This is a genomic window from Alterotamlana spongicola, assembly GCF_035818475.1.
GTDB lineage: Bacteria > Bacteroidota > Bacteroidia > Flavobacteriales > Flavobacteriaceae > Cognatitamlana.
Genome location: NZ_JAYMGV010000001.1, coordinates 406,804 through 430,661 on the forward strand (window position 1 = coordinate 406,804; position 23,858 = coordinate 430,661).

The following is a 23,858-nucleotide window of genomic DNA, read 5'->3' on the forward strand; positions in this document are numbered from 1 at the left end:
CTATATAATCAATCAACTTCTAACTCTTACTAAACTGCATTAAAAACTTATTAATATTTATGCCTTCATGCTGCTCGTCTAACAGAAATTTCTTTTTCAATCTGTACCTATGGGTTTCAACACCTCTGACAGAAATATTTAATAATGGTGCTATTTCTTTAGTTGACAGGTTCATTTTTATATAAGCACATAGCTTTAGATCTTTATGCGTAAGTGCCGGGTATTTGCTACGCAAATCTTCAAAAAACTCTTTATGCACCTGATTAAAATTATACTCAAACAACTGCCACTCATCTTCATGCTCAATGCTTTTATCTATAAGCTTAATTAAACGGTTAAAAGCATACCGATTATTAAACTTATCCTTATTTATTATGAGCTCTTTCTTTAAAAGCACTAGTATTTCATTTTTCTTAACCAGAGCCATAGCCGTATTAGCCAGTTGCTTGCTCTTTAGCTTTATTTCATTGGCCAATGCTGCATTTTTAACTTCACTGATAGCCTTAAGGTTTTCCAATTCTTTTTCCTTCAATAAAATGCTTTGTTCCTTCTCCAGGTTTATTTTCATAATACGCTGTTTCCGCTTCAATTTCTGGTGATTATAGCTATACATAGCCAATACCAATATCATAGCCAAACACACATATAAAACACCTCCAGCTACACCTCTGTACCATGGCGGAGCAACATAATAGCTCAATATGATCTCTTCAGATTTTTTCCCATTAGCATCTGCTGTTCTTAAGGCCAGTTTATATTTACCTTCCAACAGGTTAGAAAGCTCAATCTTTCCGTCATCATTAGCTTTCCATAACGGATCTGAAGATGGTATCAGTCTGTACTCAAAAAAATGGTCTGCTGAATTAGGCGAGGAGATCTCTATAGAAATATTATTGTCCTTAAAACTTGTTTTAATATCTGCTGTATCTGTATCTATAAACTCATCTTTTAACTTTATATAATCAACAATAGGTTTCTCTAATTTATACTTAACACCAAAATTAGATTCGTTATAAAGCATAAATCCATCCATCAGGCACAATGCATAAATACTGTCATTAACCTTTGATATGCGTTCAAACCCGGAAACCAGTCGTTGTTTATAAAAGGTATTAGGGATATAGTATTTTTTGTCTGAAGAGAAGGAGGGTTTAATAAAAATAAGATCGCCTTCCTTAACTGCTAAAAGCTCATCCGGCTCTTCTGATATTATAAATGAATTTTCTCCTATTTTTTCCGAGAGCATATCAAACGGCACTATTTTATCTTCCAGTGGTTCATATTTTTGCCAGCCTTTACCGGTTTGAAAAACAATATTATTCTTTACCTTGAATATTTTTAAGTTATAGGTAGACCAAACGCCCTTGTTCTCATAGTTTTTAGAAGAAATAACCCGTTCAAGGTTTTCGTCAAATTCTACTTTGAACAGTCCTTTATACGGATGTGCCCCCCAGGCAGTAGTTCTGTCTTCAAAAACCAGATACCTTAATGGCAAATTAAAATTAGCGACTCTACTTACATCCCATCCATTGCTACTCTTTTTATATCGAACAAACCCAGAATATGTAGCTTGCAGCATAAAATCGTCTTCTCCTATAATAGGCTTTAGCATCCAGCCGCCTTCAAAATCAGAAATTTCTTCTAACTGCTTATCTTTAACTAAAAAGGTGCCATTATTATGGCCACAAAATAAGTTATCTTTCACTACTTTAAGATCCCAAACCTGACCTTGTGATCCATTTACAAACTGAATTTCCCTGTTTTCATCTATATAGTACAACCCCGTATTACTACCTATAAACAGGGTATTTTTATAGTTTACAATATCATAAACCGCACCTAAATCTCCTCCCACATCATTGAAGATCTCAACTTTAGATTTTAAATCAATTGATGCCAGGCCATTGTCCAGGCCTAACCACAATTCATTATTCTTGCTAACATTTTGAAAAAGAACTGTATTATTTATCAGCCCGTCATCCTTATTTAAATGAAATAATATTTTTCCGGATTTATCCGTTAAATACGCCCCATCTTTAATAGTTCCAAAAACAAGGTCTCCATTAGCCAATCGCAGCAAATTGTTCAGTTCATATTTTTGAATTACGGAGTTAATTTCAGAGTTCCATGGTTTGGTGTCTTTCCCATCAAAAACAAAACAGCCGTTAAGTCTTGATGATATGAAAAGCCCTGATCCCTTTAATGGAAGGATATGGTTTACTTTTACTTCGTTTGGAATCTTAATATCACTAACCGGAATAAACTCATTATTGACCAATTTTAAAATTCCTGAACGGGAAGAAAAAATAAGCAACTCATTATTTACAACATTACAAGACGTAATGGTTCCTATTGTTGGTATGAGTTCTATTTTATTATCCCTGAAAACATATATTTTAGTGAATGATCTAAAATACAAGGCATCATTATATGAAATTATCTGCCAATACTCCTGATCAAATTTTAACTTATTCTCCTTTTGAGTTAAAGATGTATATTTTAATATGCCTTTAGCATCTCTTTCCCAATACCCAAACTCTTCAAAAGACCCTGTGTATATTCTATCTCCATCAACAAAAACCGATCTGACAATGGTTTTATTGGGCATTGGCCAAAGCTTCCATCGTACGCCATTATACTCAAGTAATCCTTCGTTATTAGCAACATAAACTCTACCTATACTATCAAAAGCAACACCCCAATTTTTATTCCCTCCTTCATAATCTGAAATTGAATAATTTTTAAAGTTTGGGGAAAACTGACCTAACACTTTGGTTTGAAAAGAAACAAATATGGCTATGAAAAAAAAACAAACTTTAAAATAATTCATACTCAGTTCACTTATATGTAAGACGCAAGGCGTGTAAGATAGGTTAAAGGGTTTTCAAATATAAAAAAACTAATTTACATGGCTCTTTCAGGTCTTAGTCCAATTAAAATCTAATAACTAACTTCTATCACGTATTAAAATGCTTCTAGATTACTATGGTTTCGTGTAGTATCAATAATTAAAACCTTAATTAAACCATTAGGTTTTTATAGCATACTTCCTTAAAGATTCTTTTAACAACCATAGCCAATAGCTTTATTTGATATTAAAAATCATTCTATAATATCATAAAAAAGAGCATCCTGATAAATCAGGATGCCTTTTTTAGTCTCATTAAAGTCACTCTTTAAATTACTATTCAATAATAAGTCGTTTAGTTACCAAGTGGTCTTTGGTCATAATATTAATGATATACATCCCTCTTTCGTAACCACTTAAATCGTATTCTGAAATAGTGTCCACATCTTTCTTAGTCAATATTTTTTGACCTATTAAGTTATAAATATCAACATCAATTTTTTCAGCCTCATTTGTTTTTACACTAATAGTAAACTTTCCACTACTTGGGTTCGGATAAATTAGTGTTACTGCTTCAATACCTACACTATCTACCTTATCAAGCAGTGCTTTAGCTGAAGACTGACCATCGCTAAGCTCTATCATATCAATAGCGATATCACTTTTACTACCTGAACCTATAGTGCCTTTGAATCTAAATTTAACAAACGATTCGTTTAGATATGATACTAAATCTATACTTTCCGGGAACCATGCTTTTCCCTGATCTCCGGATATACTCCAAAGACTCGTCCAAGTAACATCATCAGTGCTTATCTCTAAGTTTAATGACCCCATATGTCTTCCTCGCATATAATACTGAAAATCAAAGAAAGCAGTACTTAAACCAGTCAAATCAAAACATTCTGACGTGATTATAGCTTCTTCATTAAAATGACCATCTGCTTCCATGAATATGTAATAGCTTCCATCAACGGCTGGTGAATCCCCTGTTCTAACTGATGGTGTTTCACCAGTAATAGTATCCCAATCAAAATCATCGGATGTACTTTGTACCCATGTACCAATATTATTTGACTCAAAACTTTCTGTATATGGAAAAGTACTATTACAGTTAGATGATATTGTTATAACTACCGTATCTGTATCTGTTGCACCGTCATCATCCGTTACGGTTAATGTTATGGTATGTGTTCCAACACCTAGTGATACTGTAGGATCAACTCCCGTTACTGCTGCTTGTCCGGGGATTGCCCAACTGTACGTTATAGTACCATCAGAATCTGAACTTCCCGATCCATCTAATACAACACTCTCTGTTCCGTCATTATTAGTATCTATTAAAAATGGCTTATCGTCTCCTGCATCAGCTATTGGTGCTGCATTTGCTGACGGGTCCACATTGTTTAAAATAATATCATCAATATACACCACTTCTGCACTGGTACCTCCATCTCTATCCGGCCTGATGCTTATAGTTGTAATGGTTTTTGTTCCCGTACCTAAGTCCCAAACAATCTCTTCCCAGGTTCCTGCTGTTTGATAAGCCGTTACCGGAGTATGGTTTGCCGTAGATCCATTTATATTTATTCGTGCATCTATACTTGATACCGAATTTTTATAAATCTTGGCACGTAAATAGCGCTTATCTGTAACCACCGCAGGCATTGTAGAAAGTTGGTAGGAAACTCCTGCATTAATACTTCTGTTTGCTGCAGGTAAATCCAACTGTATCACTTCACTTGAGGTATTAATACCTCCTGAAACCGGGTTAGATACTCTTGTTGAAATTCCGCCATTAAACACATCTCTATGGTATTTAGAGAACCCCTCTACCTGATCAATACTATTTGTGGCCAATACTTCCAGATCCATTGTATCTGTATGAGTTGCACCATCATCATCAGTGACGGTTAAAGTAACCGTGTAATTCCCTACCGGTACACTAACCGTTGGATTAGCACCTGTATAAGTTCCTACACCCGGTACATCCCAGCTGTACGATGCAATGGTTCCATCTGAATCTGTACTCCCGGTTCCATCAAAAACAACATCGGCTGAACCATCATCATCAGAGCCATCACGCACTGCTGTATTATTTATTTGATCTACGTTTGCATTAGCCACCGGCGCTGTATTTGCAACCGATCCGGCATCTACTGTAATTGTTACGGTATCTGTACTTGTAGCGCCATCATTATCTGTAACCGTTAAAGTTATTGTATGTGATCCCACAGCTAATGATACGGTTGGACTAACTCCTGTAGCTGCTGATTGCCCTGAAATTGCCCAGCTATACGTTATAGAACCGTCAGGATCTGAACTAGATGCTCCATTTAATGTCACATCTTCTACACCATTACCATTGGCATCTTCAACAGTTTTATCAGCTCCTGCATTGGCTTCCGGCGCTCTATTTGGCAACCCGGATGTACCGATAGTCACCTCTACCGTATCTGTATGAATTGCTCCACCGTTATCTGTAACCGTTAACGTTACAGTAGTAGCCCCTACCGGTAGTACGGCACTGGCTGAAATGCCATTAAATGTTCCAACTCCGGGAACATCCCATTTATATGCCACCACAGTTCCGTCCGGATCTGAGCTGCCACTACCATCAAAAGTAACCATTTGCGAACTTGAAGCTACAATAACCTGATCTAAACCGGCATCTGCTACCGGAACGGTATTAGTTGGATCCGGATTTACAGTTATTGTAAAATTAGCAGTTCCTGACTCTCCACCAATATCGGTAGCTGTTAATGTAGCGTTATACGTCCCAACTGGAATATCTAAATTCATTGTTGTGTTTCCTGTTCCAAACTCTCCTACCGTAGGAATTGACCATGTATAGCTTGAAATAGGGCTATCTGAATCTGTACTGGATGAGCTATCTAAACCTACTAGTTGTACCCCATTTCCATCTGTATCTGTAACGGTATAATTAGAACTAACGGCTACGGGAGCATTATTTGATGTTTTATCAAACGGTGCCGGATCATTAGATAAATAAATATCATCCAGATAAATGGTTTGTGCCGGCCAACTCCCTGATGGTTCATTAACAAAATTTAATTGCATATTTATTGTTGAAGCATCCCATGTGGTAGATCCCAAATCAAAAACCATTGCCTTCCATTGATTTGATGAGCCTCCGGTTTGTATATCATTAACTATTGCTGCTCCTCCTGTTAACCTTACCCGGTTTATATCTGACCCTTCGGCAGTTCTTATTTTAGCATGTAAATAACGTAAACCAGGCACATATGTTTTTCCTCCCGGTAAAACAAATTTGATCCCCTGGGCCTTTACTTTTCTTGTAGGCAAATCCTTATCGTATGGTCCTTCAGGAATATCTACCTGTAAAACTTTAGAGCTAGGGTTTACCGATGTATTTGAAGGGTTTGATATCACACCGGCTGCAATTGAGGTCTCTCCCAGCGGTTCAATATTTGTTGTTAATCCGTCTTCAAAATCATAGAAAAATATTATAGGTAATTCCGTATTATCATCCGCAACCGTAATATCTACTGTATCCGTATTGGTTGCTCCATCATTATCAGTAACCGTTAAAGTGATGGTATTAACACCAACCGGAAGGTTAAAGGTTGTTTCTACGCCTTCTTTTGTTGCATTTCCAAATATATCCCATTCATATGTTACAATGGTTCCATCTGAATCAGAACTTGCACTTGCATTAAGCACAACAGTTGCAAAACCATTTTTATTTAAATCTGAAACTGTGGCATCTATTCCTGCATTAGCCGTTGGTGCTATATTAGCCGTATTTTGCTTATACACTTCAAACTCCTTTATTCCAAAAGCACCATTTGCTCCGGCCGAGCTTGTTACTGTTAGTTTTATAAAACGGGCTATAGCCCCTAAAACACTTACTGTATTACTTAGTGTATCATTTCCTGCCTGTGTGCTGGCATTGTTCCAGTTGACACCATCTTTAGAAACCTGTATAAAATAGTCGATACCATACTTAGCAGTTTCCCATTCTATAACGGCATGATCTAAGGTGTAAACCTGACCTAAATCTATATCTACAGATTCCGGTAAACCACCATCATTATTATATACGGTATTATTTGATGCGTCGTTTATATTTGAAGGCGACGATCCTGAAACTGTACTTGTTGCATTAACATCTTTATATAAAGCTATATTTTCTGATCCTGTAACTACAGATACATTAACAACATCTGTAGCGGTAGCACCATCTAAATCAGTAACCGTTAGTGTAAACTCATGATTTCCTACCGGTAATGTAATTTCCGGTTGAACCCCGGCATAAATCAACCCTCCGGTATGTTGCCAGCTATAAGTTATATCAACATAATCAGGGTCTGCACTTAAACTTCCATCCAAAGAAAAAGTAGCCGAACCATCTTCTACCCCCAATTCATTTTCATCATAAACCTTTAAATCTACACCTGCATTAGCCGTTGGCGGCACATTAGGAACCAGAGTTCCGTAAGCATAAATTTCGGCAACACGCACCCACCCATCGCTTCCGGGATTCTGAGCTTCATATCTTATATATCTCGCTCTTTTTGGAGTAGCGTAATTAAAGGTCTGATGCTGCCCTACAGGAGTTCCGGAGGCTGATGACACTGTTGTCCAGTTAATCCCATCATCAGATATATCTACATTAAAATCATTTGGACGTGCTTGCTTTCTGGTGCTTAAATTCAGAACAATCTGATCAATATCATATTGTTTTTCTAAATCAATAGCAACACTTTGAGGAAATGTAATACCATCTTCTGTTTTTTTAGAATTCCAATAAGAGGTTGCTGTTGGATCTGAATTATCATTTCCATCCGTCACATTAGAAGCGCCTCTTAGGTTTGAAGATATAGAAGTAGCTGTTACTATTTTTCCTAAACAAATATTCGGCAACCCTCCCACTTCTATAGAAATGGCACTTTGATCTGTTTTTCCTGAGTCATCTGTAACCGTTAGAGTTGCCATATAGGTTCCTTGAGGAACCGTAATTGTTGGGGACACTCCACTAAACGGGCTTCCTGATACTCCTTGAATATCCCAGCTATAAGTTAAAGACGTTCCTACCACATCATAGCTTAAAGATCCATCTAAGGTAATCACTTCACTTCCGTTTCCATCCGGATCATCAACAGCTATATTGTTTCCGGCGTTTGCTACCGGTACGGAATCTTCTAACACTGCTGAATCAATAGTTATGGTTATTGTTCCGGTTTGTCCATTTACATTATAAGTAAAACTATCTGTTCCGTTATGCCCTGAATTATCCTGAACATATTGTAAAGTCGTCCCTGTAAAAGTTACAGTACCATATGACGCCCCTGAAGTACTTTGAATTGGCCTTGTAATATCTATAACTCCACTTTCGCCTTCAATTACAGAGATAGTATAATCCGGTGCCTCCGGTACCGTAGTAATATTTACTGTAGCTACATTAGAGACTTTATCTACATAATCTGTTATGGTGTATGTAAAACTATCTGTTCCGCTAAACCCTGAATTTGGTGTATAACTCACGGAGTTATTATCTTGTGTATTCACTATAACACTACCATTAGTTGGAGCAGATATAATGGTAACAGTATATCCGTTTTCAGCATTTATACTGGTATCATTATCAATGATTGAAAATGTTTCTGTTGTTTCATAGTCAACCTCTATTGTATCATCTTGAGCGACCGGAGGTGCCACAGCATTAACAACTTTTACATTGAACACCGTTTTACCATTCCCTGTAGTTGTTATGGTAATATCGCTTTCTCCTAGAGCCAGACCTTTTATAGTCAATTGATCTGATGCTCCATTTAATACCGCTGATACTTTAGTATCATCTACATTATTCTTAACTATTAGTGTTGGGTTATTAGTATCCTGTAACCTGGCAAATAACTCTGTTGCTAAAATTACCTTTTCCTGGTTTAACTCTATTGTTAAATCCCTTATCTCTCCTATGGCAACATCGGATATGCCATTTGCTGTAGTATTTGTTAATACGATGTTCCTATAAGTAACATCCGGCAAATTAGGATCTATAACATTATCAGGGTCATAAATATTCTGACAAAATGCAAACTGGGACATACCGGCTTCTATACGCTGCCTGTTGGTCATATCTTTTACAGATAATGGATCTGCATTAGGAATACTATCCGGATGCTGTTCTTTTTTCAAGTATGCTTTATAGAATTCGCCATTATGGTGAACATAAAAATTAGAAAGCTGACCTATTGAACCTGAACCATCTTCGTTTGATGCGCCTTGCTCTAAGACATCTCCTGAACCATCATCTATAAGCCCAATATAATCAACTTGCACACCATCAAATCCCGGATTGCTTAGCTTTACATTATTAAGTGCTGATTCTGAAAGATTTCCAAAAACATTGTCTTTAAAGTACACGTTTTCTGCTCTATCATGTCTGAATCCTAAAAACAAGCTATATACATTGTTAAAATAACCGCCGTATACCAAAGCTATTTCACTTCTATGCTCAAACTTAATACCGTTAACCCATCCTTCAACATGTGGGTTATAAAACTTCCAGCCACTTCCATTACTGTGTACTTTTGTGGCTGCATTTCCCTGAGGGTACTCTAAATCACCTATCATCACTAAATTATGGAACTCTGATGCCGACGAATATTTTCTAATAATTCCTGTAGTGGTATTAAAAATAACCTGATCTACATAACGCATGGCCCCTCCTGACAAATTCCCTGATGCTTTTATGGTAAAGTTTGGTGAAAACCCAATACTACCTCCATAAGAAGTATTACGTTCCAGCAAAATACCATTTCCTGTTTTGTATGCTACATTTGTAAGCCCGCCTGGTGTCTTTTTTTCTGTATCCGGGTGTACTTCATCTATAGTTTGATTCCAAAAGTTATAACCACTTCCGGTAAATCCTGAAGCCACATTATCTGCTATATACAAATGATGCGAATGAAACCAAAAACCATCTCCTGCCGAACCAAACTCGGTTATATTTTTAAACGCTTTGTCTTCAGGTACAAATGAAGCATCTCCTGTAAAATTTTCTCTTCCGTTTCCTAAGGTTCTTATAGAAACATTATTTACAAAGGTTCCTATTTCATTTCCTACCTCTGCTATAAAAGACGCCCCGCTAACATCATAGGCTACATTGTTTTCTATATATGCCGCGCCTCTATGGTTTACAAACCCCCAGCCTGGAGATCCATCTACCGCTGAGCCTCTTACTATTCCAAAAGAAGTTCCGTTTGCTCCGGTTCTATGAAAGTGACAAGGATATCTTGCAATGGGGTTATGGGCTACCGTAGTTATATTTCCTGAAGCATCTCTAACCATGTTAGTCATCGTTCCTTGTTTATTGGTACGCCCTAATTCATAAAATCCTGCATAATTAATATCTACATTATTGGTATGCATAAACATGACATGACCTCTGGATTTTGGCTCTGTACCATCCATTTCATAACGATACACCCCATCTTGAGTTGTTATAATAGCATTACGTGTTAAATTAATAACATGTAATTTTAAATCTAATCCCGCCTTGGTATGTGTCGGGGTTTTATGGTCATATATTAACGGTTTATCAAAAGACACCGTATTGCCTCCTAAACCTGTTATTAGTCTTGCTTCATCTTCCGTTCCACTTCTACCCGTACCGGCTACTACTATTTTATCTCCTGCTTTCCAGTCTGCAGGTAATTGATCTACTTTTATTGAGTTTACTCCAATTAAAGCTTGTTTAAAAGTAGCATACCCTGTACGCTTCATTCCGTATATTTTTGTACTACCATGCAAAATAGCACCTAAGCCCAAATGTGAAGGGTCATAATCCGGGTCATCTGTGCCCGTATTTACAAAATCACCTTGATTTTCTATAATTAGTTTAGCAGTAATACCTTCCGGGATGGGATTGATCTCTGTTCCCATTTCAAATGTACTTCCCATAACTCCTACCATAGTATCTACTTTTAATGAAGAGTTTTGAGTGGTTGAGAACTTTATCCCGCCATCAATTCTCACGGTTCTGGGAGCTAACGAAATTTCAGAATCAATGGTCACTACATGCCCGGACTCAATTAAAACTCTTGAACCTGCCGGAGGTACAACACCTCCTACCCATGTAGATCCCGAGCTCCAATTTCCGCTTTGTGCAGAACTAACCGTAACATCTCCATAGCGTACCAGGTCAAACATATCTGCCATTTCTATAACTTTAGCCTGATATTCCTGATGGTGTGCCATCTCACGTCTTAAATTTGGAGCGCCAGTTGTATTTAACATATCTGACCCCATTTCCATATTCATGTAGCGAAATTGCTCAACTTCAGCTATTGGAAACTGGTGGTTACTTAATGTACCATCACTATTAATAGCTACATTATAATCTGACCCGCTTATAGTTACGGTTACCATATCTGCAACGCCACTTTCACTGGTAAAACTTAATACGCCATCCGTTCCTAAGTCCGGAGGAGTTTGCGCGAATACATTATTAGTATTCATCATTAACAATAGGATAAATAAACAGGTTATTTCCCTAGATAGCTTAAAAAGCTTCCTTCGTAATGTTTGTTTCATAATTTTAGAATTAGTTTGAGTTTGAGTTTGAATTTTTAAATTTAACTTAAAACGAAGGTTACTTTATTATCACTTCATTACATCTTAAGTACTACATCAAACTAAATTGCGTATTGATTTGAGTAAAAGAACCCACTATAGATCAAGGGTTTGACCGGAAGCAAAGGCTTGTAGTCTTAAAACTACACCCGCGGCTTATTTCGTCTAAAAGTAGTATTTGACGTAAAAATGACGTAGTGAAATTTAAAGGGGAATTGAAATAAAAATCAAATTATCGGCATTTTTTAAACGCTAAATACAAACTAATAGTCTGTTACGGCTAAATTAAAGAAGGAAATGATTTAAGTAAATAAATAAAATATTAGCTTTGAAGAACTTGGCTAGTGCTTTTCATAGGAGCTGTTGTTACCACCAGTTTTTAATCACATCCTCCGCAGCTACTACATCCACTATCACAAGAAGAACATCCAGATGTATCAAATTCAGAATCAAATGAATCTAAAGTGTCATCAAAACTATCAAAATAAGAATCAAACATATAATCGTCTTCGAAAAAATCAATGTATAGCCACCAATCACTATCAGAATCATAAGCATCTTTATATAAAACCTTCTGCTGGTTTCGTAATTCTTTATCGATGGTTTTTAGAAGTTGAAAATCTAGGTTTTTTAATAAAAAAATGTTCCCTCCAATACTGAGTAATAACTCTAATCCTTTCTTCTTGTCATTATGAAGTAGATGGTCTATGTTTTTGTCAATTTCGTTTAAATAGTTTGATATTTCTTTTTTTAGTTTATTTCCGTTGTCTGTTAATTTATTTAGCCTAAGAATATTTAATAAAAATGATTGCTTAAAATATGGATTGATTTCTCGATTACTTCTAGTCGATTTTTTATAATTCCAGCTTCCATTGGAAATATCGTAAGCCATTTTTATGAAATTCTTAAATAGTATTTGAATTGATGGACTTTTTATAAAAGGGCTTAAATAAATTAATTCGTGATTTTTGGGATTATATTTATTAAAGTTTTTACCTGAAACAACATATGTATATGTTCTAATATAGTTATCTCTAGGATGAGACTTTTTATTTATTTCTTTAATTTCAATTACTTTTTTAAGAAGCAAATCCATAAAAGTGAATTTCATTAAATCTTTCAACCGTACAGAAGTACAATCCTTAACAAGCATTGTTTCCGCAGGTGTTATTTGAGATAGTATTTTCATTAATTCTTAAATCGTAGTTTAGGTATTATCCAATTCCTCTTTCTGTTAACTCTTGTAAAATGAATTTCATCAAATCTAGTTTCTACATCAATCCAAATGTCTTTTGGTGGTTTTTCATTAAATAAATATTCATAAAATTCAAGTGTTTTTATATACTGTTCTTTAAATAAAGTTCTTTCCTCTGAACCTTTTGTTGGTCCGTGATGAATATTTTTATTTATTGTGTTTTTGCAAAGTTCAATCCAATAAGACTCTGTATAAAGTAAATGAAGGTGCCAAACTTGGTCAATTTGGTCTGAAGGTGTTTGTGGAAAATCAGAAATAGTAATTAAAAAAATAAATTTTTTGTATTCAAGTATTGCTCTCAAAGAATATTCTATTGACCAATCATTTTCTCTTGCTAATCTATCTGTAAAACTGAAAGAAGAACCTATGTCGTCAATTTCAAAATTTTGAATTTTATTCCATATTTCATTTTGTTGCTCAGTCATTTTTGGGAATTTGGTGGTAACGCGTTTGCATAAGATTAGTTGCGTGATTTAAGCACCTAATTTAGCAAATACCAACCAAATAGAAAACCCTCACAGATTTTCGTAAGTAGGCTAGAATTAGCAAATAAATTATATACGCATTGCTTACAGTTTTTTTATTTTCGATGTTTTTCCATTCCAGTGTAATCCTAATATATCCTCATCCATCGCAAACTCATCGTTTAGATAAAATTCAAGAACTTTCGTTTTGTGAATGACTTTGTTTTTATTATCAGTAAAAATTAGAAAAAAATATTCTGGATATGCTAAATGGTACACTCCATCATAACCATCATATTGACCAATAATTTCAACTTTCTGATTTAGATTTATTAATTCTCTTGATAAAGAAAAATCGTGAATATCTAAATCTGTATAGTAATATTTTCCGTTGATATTAATCCTATTCCAGACACAATTGGTTAAGTCTTTATATTTGAGTTTGTAAAAAGTAGAATCAATTCTAACTTGAGTTAAACTCTTTAATATACCAACTGGCTTTAAATTATTTAGTTTATGGTTTTTGAAAAGTACGATTTCTCTATTCTGTGGATTAAAAAAGTAAGGAAATTTTTTCGGATTTAAAGTATCTATATTTGGTTGAATAGCTGGTAAGTTTTTATTTAAATACTTTTCAGAAATACTACTAGACTCAAATGTTCCTTCTTGTTGATTATAGTAGCTGTAAGTTTTATAATATGCTTTCTTTCCAGAATACCATATCTCAGGTTTTTCTGTTGTTAAAAATCCTCCAAAAACATAACCTATATTGCCTCCATTATCAAAGCCATGTATTTTTAACCATTCTCCTTTAATTTCTTTTCCTTCGTCTGTAACAACTAAACTGATTCCAGTTTTTTTTAAAATCAACGTCATTGTATTATTCGGAAGATGGAAAATTTTGTTTGATTCTAATGATGGTTTATCTCTAACAATTAATCCACTTTTGGCAGTTACATACATTCTATCTTGTCCAAAAATAGACATTGTAAATAAAAGAAACATTATTGTCAGAATGTTGTTTTTCATAATTGTAGCTAACGGGTTTGTATATGAAAAATGGAAGGTTTTTAAGCACTAAAATCGCTATTTTTTAATTACTGTGTTAGTAACCGTTTATTTTTGAATGACACCATCTATATAGTTTTTAGTCTTCTTTAAATTTCCATTTTCATCATAATAGTTTACAGTACCATTCCCATTTATCAAAGAGCCTTTTTCAAGAGCATTTCCTTTATTGTCATAACATGAATTTATATTCATAAGTTTTCCATTTATCCAAAGTCTTATTTGGTAAATAGAGTTATTTGAATGATAGATTTTCCATTCTCCTGTTGGTTTATGATTGTCATATTTTCCAATCTCTTTTAAATTTCCATTAGAGTGATATATTTTCCATTCTTCCGTTAATTTGTTTTTGAAAAATTTTCCAGTACTTTTTAATTGCCCATTAGCATAATATGCTTTCCATTTCCCTGTTTTTAAATCTAGTTCATATTCTGCAACAGTGCTTAATTGTCCATTATCATGATACGATTTCCATTCTCCAACTTGTTTTCCAGAGTCAAATTCTCCAATAATGCTTAATTGTCCGTTTTCATGATATGATTTCCATTCCCCAGTTTCTTTCCCAGAATCAAATTCTCCAATAATGCTCAATTTTCCGTTTTCATGATATGATTTCCATTCTCCAGTTTTTTTCCAAGAGACATATTCTCCAATAACGCTTAATTGTCCATTATCATGGTATGTTTTCCATTCTCCAACTCGTTTACCAGAAACATATTCTCCAATAGCTCTTAATTCCCCATTTTCATAATATGATTTCCATTCTCCTATCCTAGCTCCTAACTCAAATTCTCCAATATCACTTAATTTTCCGTTTTCATGATAGAACATCCATTTTCCTGTTTTCTTTCCAGAGTCATATTCTCCAACGTCCCTAATATTTCCATTAGAATAATATTTTTTATGCTCTTGGGCAGTAGAAAAACTAATTGTTAAAAATAATATTAATAAGAATAAAATTGTTTTTTTCATTTAAGTAGACCTATTTTTAGGGTGGTTAGAATGTTCGTTAAGTGACATTGTTTACACAAGTTAAAGATTAGACTTTACACTAAATTAGTTTCTAACCTTATGTTTGTTTTTTTATTTCTTAATTCATTTTCATTAAAGAAACCTAAAAATACGTTTCTGTAAAATACTTTCCAAATACCATTACCTAGTTCTTCGATTCCTACATATTTACCCTTTAGGGCACTAGTTAGATATACCCAATAATACGATCTCCATCTGATAGCTCCGTTTTGAGTTACTTTAAGAACTTTATGATCTGAATCATAATCAAAGTGAGGTGTTTTTTCAGGAAAAGGTCTAGCCGCAAAATCATGAACAGCAGCAGGTGTTTTCATGTTTAAGGCTTCATGAGGTCTTATATGGTTATACTCCTTTACAAAATAGTTTAATTTTCGTTGTTGGGTTTTTAGATCATAAGCCGAAGGTTTGGCACAGGCCGCCTTTAAGTCACGGTGCATACGTTCGTGCCTCCCATTTTGTTCAGGATGAGCAGGATCAGAAAATACGGGAGTAATCCCAAGTTCAATAAACCAATAAGAGAGTTGAGTATAGCGTTGGATAGCTCTCACAGAACCAAAAGGGCTACCGTTGTCTGTGTGGATTTGTTGAGGCAGGCCATACGAGCAGATCCAGTGATGCAAGCCTATTATAGAAAGCATCAAGGAAAGAACGTAAAGAGTATAATAATTAAAGTGGCCAGAAAGTTGCTTAGTAGAACCTTAGCAGTGATAAAAACAGAGACACCTTATACCATTGGTGTATTGGAATAGATAATAACAGATAACAAAGCTCACAATAAAAGTAGGCAAACCTGTATCACAAAACAACGTGGGTGAACTAAATTCTTAGTATCACATTTTTTAGCAAGTGGCCAGGTTATTATAACTTATAATCATACAGATGCTGGTGACGATCAAGAATCGATCACAAATAGGATGCCGAGCAAGTTATATCAAAAAAGAAAAAAAGTGGTTTAAGTAAAAAAATAAAATATTAACTTTGAAAAACTGGGCTAGTGCTTTTCATAGGATACTATGTTGTAAACCGTTATTTTATTTTTCACTTAATAAATCTTCTATTTCCTTATAAAGTTTTTCTTTGGATGAGGGTCTAGGAGCTTTGAAATTAATTATGTCTCCTTTTTTATTTACCAAAAGATAAGCTGGAATTCCGTATTGTTCACGTTCAGTATATTTATCGGCATATTTTTCAAAAAATCCTTCCATATAACATTGAGGAGACATAAATATATTGAGTCCGCCTAAATTATGTTTAACAATTAACTTTTTCCATAATTCAATATTTAGAGAGTCTCTTTTCATACTATAAGGAGAACAGAGATATAAAAATTCTACTTGCTTATTTTTAAATTTCTCTTTAAGTTCTTTATTATATGCAAATTCTTTTATACAAGGTCCGCATCTTGTTCCCCAAACATCCACATAAATTACTTTTCCTTTGAATTTGTCTAACTTAAAGAAATCGTCTATTTCTTTAAATGTATTAGTAGAATCTTCAATAATCTCAAAGTCAGAAATCGATTTTTGAGCATAGGAGATTTCTTGAGTCAACAATATTCCAATCAATATTAAAAATATTCTTTTCATTTTGGTAATGGTTTACAACGGTTACGTATATGGAAAGTTGCGGTTTTGTGAGCGAGGATTTTCCATCCTGCCACGCTTTCTAGCGTGGAGGAAAATCAGATGCAAGCAAACAAAGCAACTAACTTTGGTTTAGGATAAAACTAGCAATTTTTTATATACTGTGTTGTAGCACGTTTTTATTTTTTCAGATACTGTACTTGAATTTTAGTCAGTCTATTCGATAAAATTCCGAACAATGAGCTAATAGATAGAATTATTCCTGCGCTAATAAACAAATATCGTGATGAATATTCGCGTATTAGTCCAAATCCTATAGCTGTAATAGTTAGTCCAATAATTATTTTCTGAATACATTTTTTATAAGTTTTATACTTAATCTTTAACAAGATGTCTTCATTTATTATTTTTTCAAATTGAGTTTTATCAAGTAATCCTTCTTCTTTTAATTCTGTCAATCTCTTTTTTACTTCAGAAAACCCCAATTCAAATCGCTCATTTGTCAACAGTTTAGAAATACTTTCATTATTATTGGCTTGTTTTATCATTTTCTGTTATGTTTCTGAAATGTGCTACAACAATAGAATAAACACCCTAGGGTGTTTATTCTTATTATATATACACCCAAATATATGCAAATACTTACAAGTCTAAAGGATTTTTAAAAGAACAGAAAATAGTAAACGGCTGGCATAATAACTCTTAAAAATAAAAACCTCTTGAAAATCATTTGATCTACAAGAGGTTTAGCACTGAAAGCAGAAATTGCCTACAACGTACCCTGCCCCAACATGTTGAAAAAGGTCCTCCCTTCGGGTCGCCTATTTTGTTTTCTCTACTCACTGAAACAAGTTCCGTTCGTTCTGAAAACAAAAAAGCCGAAACAAATGTTTCGGCTTTTTATCTGTACTGAAGGCGGGACTTGAACCCGCACGGACTAATGTCCATTGGATTTTAAGTCCAACGTGTCTACCAATTCCACCACTTCAGCGCGCTATGATATGTCCTACATATCATTTGGTATATTTTATGAAAGTATCAGAGCGAAAGACGGGATTTGAACCCGCGACCCCCACCTTGGCAAGGTGATGCTCTACCCCTGAGCTACTTTCGCAGTCATTTTAATGAACATGCAATATCGCTATTGCGGATGCAAATTTAACACATTTATAATAATAGCAAAACCTTTTTAGAAAAATAATATAATTATTTTACAATTGACTGATATTCATCAATTAAGGTTAATCATATCACTGATTAAATGTCCGTCTTTAGAAACGCCTTCAATTAAAAACACATAATTCACTTTGTTCTTATTATGTTTCACTTTAAAATAAACAGTACCTTCCTTATTCGTTTTTAATCTTGGTTTCCAATCAATCTCTTTTACAGGCAATACCGTATTTTCAATTAACGGCGTATAATATTGTTTGCTTTTGCTATACCCATTAAAAATAGTATATGCTTTAAACAATTCCTGTATGTCTTTTTTATAATTTTCTGTAGTAAACACCTGGTAAATCCTATTGCCTCTAATTGGCTGCATCATTATATTTTCCACATCTTCCATATACAATATAACCCCGGGCAGTTCTGCAGACTCAACCCGTTCTCCGTCAATAAACAACAGGGCTTCTTTTTTATAACCCACCTCTAGATACCATTCCACCCCTTTCCAGCTTTTTAAGCTTACACCTTCCAGTTGTGTTAAATAGGTCATTAAATCCTTTCTTTCACCTAAAAAATATTCAGGGATATCCAATACCATGTATTTCCCAATATCAAAAGTGGTTTTTCTATACTTATTTATAAGCCTTTTTCTTTTTATGTAAGCTTCACTTCGTTTTTTCCCAACTACCTTTACAGCATCCAGCCTAGTATGATCCTTATTATAAAAATCTTTCCATATCTCCTTATCAACAAGTGTCTTACTTTTAACAACCTGCTTTGAGTTAAGATAGTTTTTAAAGGGTAAGTGGAAATAATTTGTACTGTCAATTTGTATTTCTTTAGGCTTAATGGCTTCATTTTCCTCGCCAACAAAAGCCAGTTTGACCTTATCGCCTTTATAAACCAAGAGTTTATTAAAATTAAAGGCGCCCTTGTTGTTTAAATAAACTTTATCAATCACCTCATCTTTATCCGTGAGCAACGCCAAGTTATTAGTATATAATGGAGACGCCCTGCCTTTTAAATTAAACCCCAATTCAAAATCATAGTTGTATTTTGGATTTAGATCGGCAATCATCTCTTTTGCAGTGTACTGCACCCAACCCTGATTTAAAAGTAACAGATCAAGAAACTTTAACCTGTTTTTGAATGTCTTGCTAAAATAATAGGCCGGGTTTTCAATAGTTCCTTTTAAATAAGGAGATAACAGAAAAGCACTTTCTATACTAACCTGTTTGTTTAAACTATAATTATTGTCTACTGATAAAACCGAAACACTTAATTGAGAAGCTATAGCTTCCCTTAAACCGGAAGTTTCTACACGAAGCTTATAGCCTATGGAATCTTTCCATTTCTTTTCCTGCTTTAAAGTTAAATTTACCTGTTTATCACTTTTCTCTATAAAGAATTTGCGTTCTAAAACGGGTTGATTAATTTCATTAAAAACCGTAACGGTATTCACCCCATTATAAAATGCTGATTTACCAATTTTTAATCTTAGCCCAAATGTATCTTTTAAAATAATTTGAGCATAATCGATTAACTTATTCTTTTGATGAAATAAAACAGTATAGGTATTTTTATTATTATCAATAGAATACGTATTAGTTTGCAAGTGGACCTGTAATGAATCTATATTGTTAGAATACACCTGTAGCGCCACTCCTGTACGTTTAGATTTGGGAAGCTCTCTTTTAATAACGGTATCTTTTAAAACAAACTTTGCTGTATAGCTTTCTGTGGCTTTATAGTAAAACTTGCATCTGGTCATTCCTAAATGCATATTTGTAAAAGCGGCAACCTCCTTATTATTACTATCTAAAATTTGCCCTGTATAGTCAATACTTTGATTATTCACCAGGACCTTTATACCTGTAACATTTTCTGTATTTTCAATTAAATATCCCCCTTCCGGTAAAATTTGAATATCATAGACAGGTTTTGAGTTTTGGGAAGACTCTGTGTTTACAGGTTCGTTTATAATAGTAAGCTTCTGAACATAATAATTATCATCTCCAAAATTACGCATATAGTTGGTATAAGATTGTATGAAATAGGTCCCTGACTTTAGATTCCCAGTCAATTCAAATTGCCCGGTCCCTACGCCTTTATTAATCAGAACATTTTTGCGCTCCAATACACGTCCTTCTTCATCCAATAAATTAACATAAAGTAACGTGGTTTTTAAAGATGGTATATTTTCACTTGAAACAACATAGGCTTTAAACCAAATGGTGTCATCTAACCAATATATAGTTTTATTAGTATGTACAAATACCTTCTCAAAAAACAACTGATCTTCTAATAAAGGTTTAGCAATTGTAGTTTTGAAGTCTTGGGCCTCACTGTAAAGCGCACATAAGAACAATACCAAAACTAAAACTCTTTTCATAGATATGAAGCTGTTATGCCTTTTTTTTCTTAACCAGCATACGTTTGATCTCATTCAATTTCATAAGTGCTTCTACCGGCGTAAGTGTATCAATATCTGTATGCAATATTTCTTCCTTGATATTTTCAAGTAGCGGATCGTCTAAATTAAAGAAACTGAGCTGCATATCATCAGTTATGGATTTTACCTTATCGGTAAGCTCTTCACTGGAGTGTGATTTTTCTAATTTCTTTAAAATTTTATTGGCGCGATGTAAAACCTGCTGGGGCATTCCCGCCATTTTTGCAACATGAATACCAAAACTATGCTCACTTCCCCCTTCAACCAACTTTCTTAAAAACAATACATTATCCTTCAGTTCTTTTACAGAAACATTAAAGTTTTTAATACGTTCAAAGGTTTCGGTCATTTCATTAAGCTCGTGATAATGCGTAGCAAATAATGTTTTTGGCTTTGAAGGGTGCTCATGCAAGTATTCACTTATAGCCCAGGCTATGGATATTCCATCATAAGTACTTGTTCCACGTCCTATTTCGTCAAGCAATACCAAGCTTCTATCAGATATGTTATTTAAAATGGAAGCGGTTTCATTCATTTCAACCATAAATGTAGACTCGCCCATAGAGATATTATCACTGGCGCCTACCCTGGTGAAAATTTTATCTACCAGGCCTATTCGTGCAGCTTTGGCCGGCACAAAGCTTCCTACTTGAGCCAATAACACAATAAGTGCTGTTTGACGTAAAATAGCTGATTTACCGGACATATTAGGCCCGGTGATCATGATGATTTGTTGTGTAAGCCTGTCTAAAAACACATCATTAGCAATGTATGCCTCTCCTATGGGTAACTGCTTTTCAATAACCGGGTGCCTTCCTGCTTTTATCTCTAAATCATAAGATTCATCAATAGTAGGATACACATAATTGTTGTCTTTTGCCAATTGCGAAAAGCCACACAAACAATCTAATTGCCCGATTAAAAGTGCATTTTGCTGTACTACTTTAATATACTGACTCATCCAGCTTACCAATTCAGAAAACAATTGCTGCTCAATGGCTAAAATACGCTCTTCGGCCCCTAATATTTTAGCTTCATAGGCTTTGAGTTCTTCTGTAATATAGCGCTCTGCATTCACCAGGGTTTGCTTTCTGATCCATTCCTCCGGAACTTTATCTTTATGTGTGTTACGCACTTCAATATAATATCCAAAGACATTATTAGACGCTATTTTAAGAGAGGTAATTCCGGTGCGTTCACTCTCACGCTCCAGCATATTATCCAGATAGTCTTTCCCGGATTTTGACAAGGCTCTTAATTCATCCAACTCTGTAGAAAAACCACTTGCTATAGTATGCCCTTTCAATACATTTACGGGAGCATCTTCATTAAGCGTTTCTTTGATCTTTTCCCTGAGGGCATCACAGCTTTGAAGAGGTTCACCAATATTTTTTAAGGATGCATTTTTACAGCCGGAAGCCAAAGTTTTTATAGGCACTATAGCTTCTAACGAATTTTTAAGCTGAATCACTTCCCTAGGACTCACCTTCCCTGTTGCAATTTTAGAGATTAAACGCTCTAAATCGCCTATCTGTTTAATATGATTCTGAACCTTTTGAAGTACTTCATTTTCTTTAGTCAGAAAACTTACCACATCATGGCGTTGCTTTATTTTGTCTGCGTTTTTTAAAGGTAATGCCAGCCATCGCTTTAACATCCTGCCCCCCATTGGCGAAATGGTTTTATCTATAACATTCAAAAGGGTTACAGCATTGTTATTTGTAGAATGATAGAGTTCTAAATTTCTAATGGTGAACTTATCCATCCATACATAATCATTTTCCGCAATTCTGGAAATAGTAGTGATATGTTGTAATTTATGATGTTGTGTCTCACCCAAATAATGCAGAATGGAGCCCGATGCTATAATACCCTCGTATAAATCTTCAATACCAAAGCCTTTTAAGGTCTTGGTGTCAAAATGCTTGATAAGTGTTTCATAAGCATAATCGGTTTGATAAACCCAGTCTTCTAAATAAAAGGTATGAAAATCTTCACCAAAGGTGTCATTAAAAAGTGTCCGTTTTTGTTTGGACACCAAAACTTCACTCGGACTAAAATTTTGAAGCAGTTTATCAATGTATTCCGCATTACCCTGAGAGGTTAAAAATTCTCCGGTTGAAATATCTAAAAACGAAATCCCAATATATTTTTTATCAAAATAAACGGAGCACAAAAAGTTATTGGATTTTGAAACCAATACCTCATCATTTAATGCCACTCCCGGGGTTACTAATTCTGTTACACCACGCTTTACAATGGTTTTGGTTTGCTTTGGGTCTTCCAGCTGATCGCAAATAGCCACACGCTCTCCGGCTTTCACCAATTTGGGCAAATAGGTATTTAAAGAATGGTGTGGAAACCCTGCAAGAGCTGTTTCACTCTCACTTCCGGCACCGCGTTTGGTTAAAATAATACCTAAAATGCCTGCCGTTTTAACAGCATCTTCCCCAAAGGTTTCATAAAAATCACCTACACGAAATAATAACAATGCATCAGGGTACTTAGCTTTAATAGCATTGTACTGTTTCATTAACGGTGTTTCTTTCTTCGTTTTTTTCATGGTGCCTCTGCCATTCCTATGAAGATATAAATCCCAATGGAAAAGTGGTTTTTTAATGTTATTTTTGACAAAATTGTAGCATGCAATGTACTATTAATTTCATGTTTTCTAAAGTTGATTTTTTAGAAGTTATCTACAATTAGAATGAGATTTCAACAATATTAAAATATGAACCTGTCCTACAAAGCATAGTTGAAACATCTCTCAATCAGAGATTTTTCTAATGATACAAAGCTTCATAACAACATATAAACTGCATAATGCGTAAACTAAAAAACAGCGAATTAAACCGATTGAGTGTTGATGCCTTCAGAACAGCTAAAAAGACACCACTCATTATCATTTTGGACAACATTAGAAGCCTGAATAATATTGGTTCTGTTTTTAGAACCAGTGATGCCTTTTTGATCGAAAAAATTTACCTCTGCGGTATTACAGCAACCCCTCCTCACAAAGACATTCATAAAACAGCTTTAGGAAGTACGGATACGGTAGATTGGGAATATGTTGAAGACACCATAGATCTGGTTCAAAAATTAAAAGCTGAAAACGTAACAATCTGCGCTGTAGAACAAGCTGAACAGGCCACAATGCTAAACAACTTTACTGTTGCTCCTGGCACAACATATGCACTTGTTTTTGGCAATGAAGTAAAAGGCGTTGCCCAAAATGTGGTTAGTGCAAGTCATCACGTTATTGAAATACCACAATTTGGTTCCAAACACTCTTTAAACATTTCTGTAAGCTGTGGCGTAGTGATCTGGGATATGTTTTCAAAGCTCAATCTTACTAAATAAATAT

General features: G+C 34.7%; 12 protein-coding genes and 2 tRNA genes. 1 reads left to right on the forward strand and 13 read right to left on the reverse strand.

Annotated elements, in window-relative coordinates:
* Positions 1-19 precede the first annotated feature (19 nt).
* The 13 genes from VOI54_RS01750 to mutS form a co-directional block, all read right to left on the reverse strand.
* On the reverse strand, positions 20-2,830 hold the full coding sequence (locus tag VOI54_RS01750) for a helix-turn-helix and ligand-binding sensor domain-containing protein (RefSeq protein WP_326281008.1): 2,811 nt from the start codon (positions 2,828-2,830) through the stop codon (positions 20-22).
* 354 nt (positions 2,831-3,184) lie between these two features.
* Positions 3,185-11,431: a PKD domain-containing protein gene (locus VOI54_RS01755; RefSeq protein ID WP_326281009.1), complete on the reverse strand. Its 8,247-nt coding sequence runs from the start codon at positions 11,429-11,431 to the stop codon at positions 3,185-3,187.
* Positions 11,432-11,849: 418 nt separating this feature from the next.
* Positions 11,850-12,659: a hypothetical protein gene (locus VOI54_RS01760; RefSeq protein ID WP_326281010.1), complete on the reverse strand. Its 810-nt coding sequence runs from the start codon at positions 12,657-12,659 to the stop codon at positions 11,850-11,852.
* Positions 12,659-13,150 (reverse strand): glycine-rich domain-containing protein, encoded by a 492-nt coding sequence (locus VOI54_RS01765; RefSeq protein ID WP_326281011.1) that lies wholly within the window; start codon positions 13,148-13,150, stop codon positions 12,659-12,661. Before VOI54_RS01765 ends, VOI54_RS01760 begins: the two co-directional genes overlap by 1 nt.
* Before the next feature lie 144 nt (positions 13,151-13,294).
* Positions 13,295-14,218 (reverse strand): SH3 domain-containing protein, encoded by a 924-nt coding sequence (locus VOI54_RS01770; RefSeq protein WP_326281012.1) that lies wholly within the window; start codon positions 14,216-14,218, stop codon positions 13,295-13,297.
* Between the two features lie 87 nt (positions 14,219-14,305).
* Positions 14,306-15,229 carry a toxin-antitoxin system YwqK family antitoxin gene (locus tag VOI54_RS01775; protein ID WP_326281013.1) on the reverse strand — a complete coding sequence of 308 codons (924 nt, stop codon included), beginning with the start codon at positions 15,227-15,229 and terminating at the stop codon, positions 14,306-14,308.
* Between the two features lie 74 nt (positions 15,230-15,303).
* Entirely contained in the window at positions 15,304-15,927 is a 624-nt protein-coding gene (locus VOI54_RS01780) for an integrase core domain-containing protein (RefSeq protein WP_326281014.1), read from the reverse strand.
* 393 nt (positions 15,928-16,320) lie between these two features.
* Positions 16,321-16,875 carry a TlpA family protein disulfide reductase gene (locus tag VOI54_RS01785; RefSeq protein ID WP_326281015.1) on the reverse strand — a complete coding sequence of 185 codons (555 nt, stop codon included), beginning with the start codon at positions 16,873-16,875 and terminating at the stop codon, positions 16,321-16,323.
* A gap of 176 nt (positions 16,876-17,051) precedes the next feature.
* Positions 17,052-17,420 (reverse strand): hypothetical protein, encoded by a 369-nt coding sequence (locus tag VOI54_RS01790; RefSeq protein WP_326281016.1) that lies wholly within the window; start codon positions 17,418-17,420, stop codon positions 17,052-17,054.
* 359 nt (positions 17,421-17,779) lie between these two features.
* Positions 17,780-17,863: transfer RNA gene (locus VOI54_RS01795), tRNA-Leu, on the reverse strand.
* Between the two features lie 51 nt (positions 17,864-17,914).
* Positions 17,915-17,986, reverse strand: a tRNA-Gly gene (locus VOI54_RS01800).
* A 117-nt stretch (positions 17,987-18,103) separates the two neighbouring features.
* Positions 18,104-20,434, reverse strand: a complete 2,331-nt coding sequence (locus VOI54_RS01805) for a hypothetical protein (protein WP_326281017.1) — start codon at positions 20,432-20,434, stop codon at positions 18,104-18,106.
* Between the two features lie 13 nt (positions 20,435-20,447).
* Positions 20,448-23,057: a DNA mismatch repair protein MutS gene (mutS, locus tag VOI54_RS01810; RefSeq protein WP_326281018.1), complete on the reverse strand. Its 2,610-nt coding sequence runs from the start codon at positions 23,055-23,057 to the stop codon at positions 20,448-20,450.
* Positions 23,058-23,317: 260 nt separating this feature from the next.
* Between mutS and VOI54_RS01815 the strand changes: the two genes are divergently transcribed.
* Positions 23,318-23,854 carry an RNA methyltransferase gene (locus tag VOI54_RS01815; protein ID WP_326281019.1) on the forward strand — a complete coding sequence of 179 codons (537 nt, stop codon included), beginning with the start codon at positions 23,318-23,320 and terminating at the stop codon, positions 23,852-23,854.
* Positions 23,855-23,858: the final 4 nt, after the last annotated feature.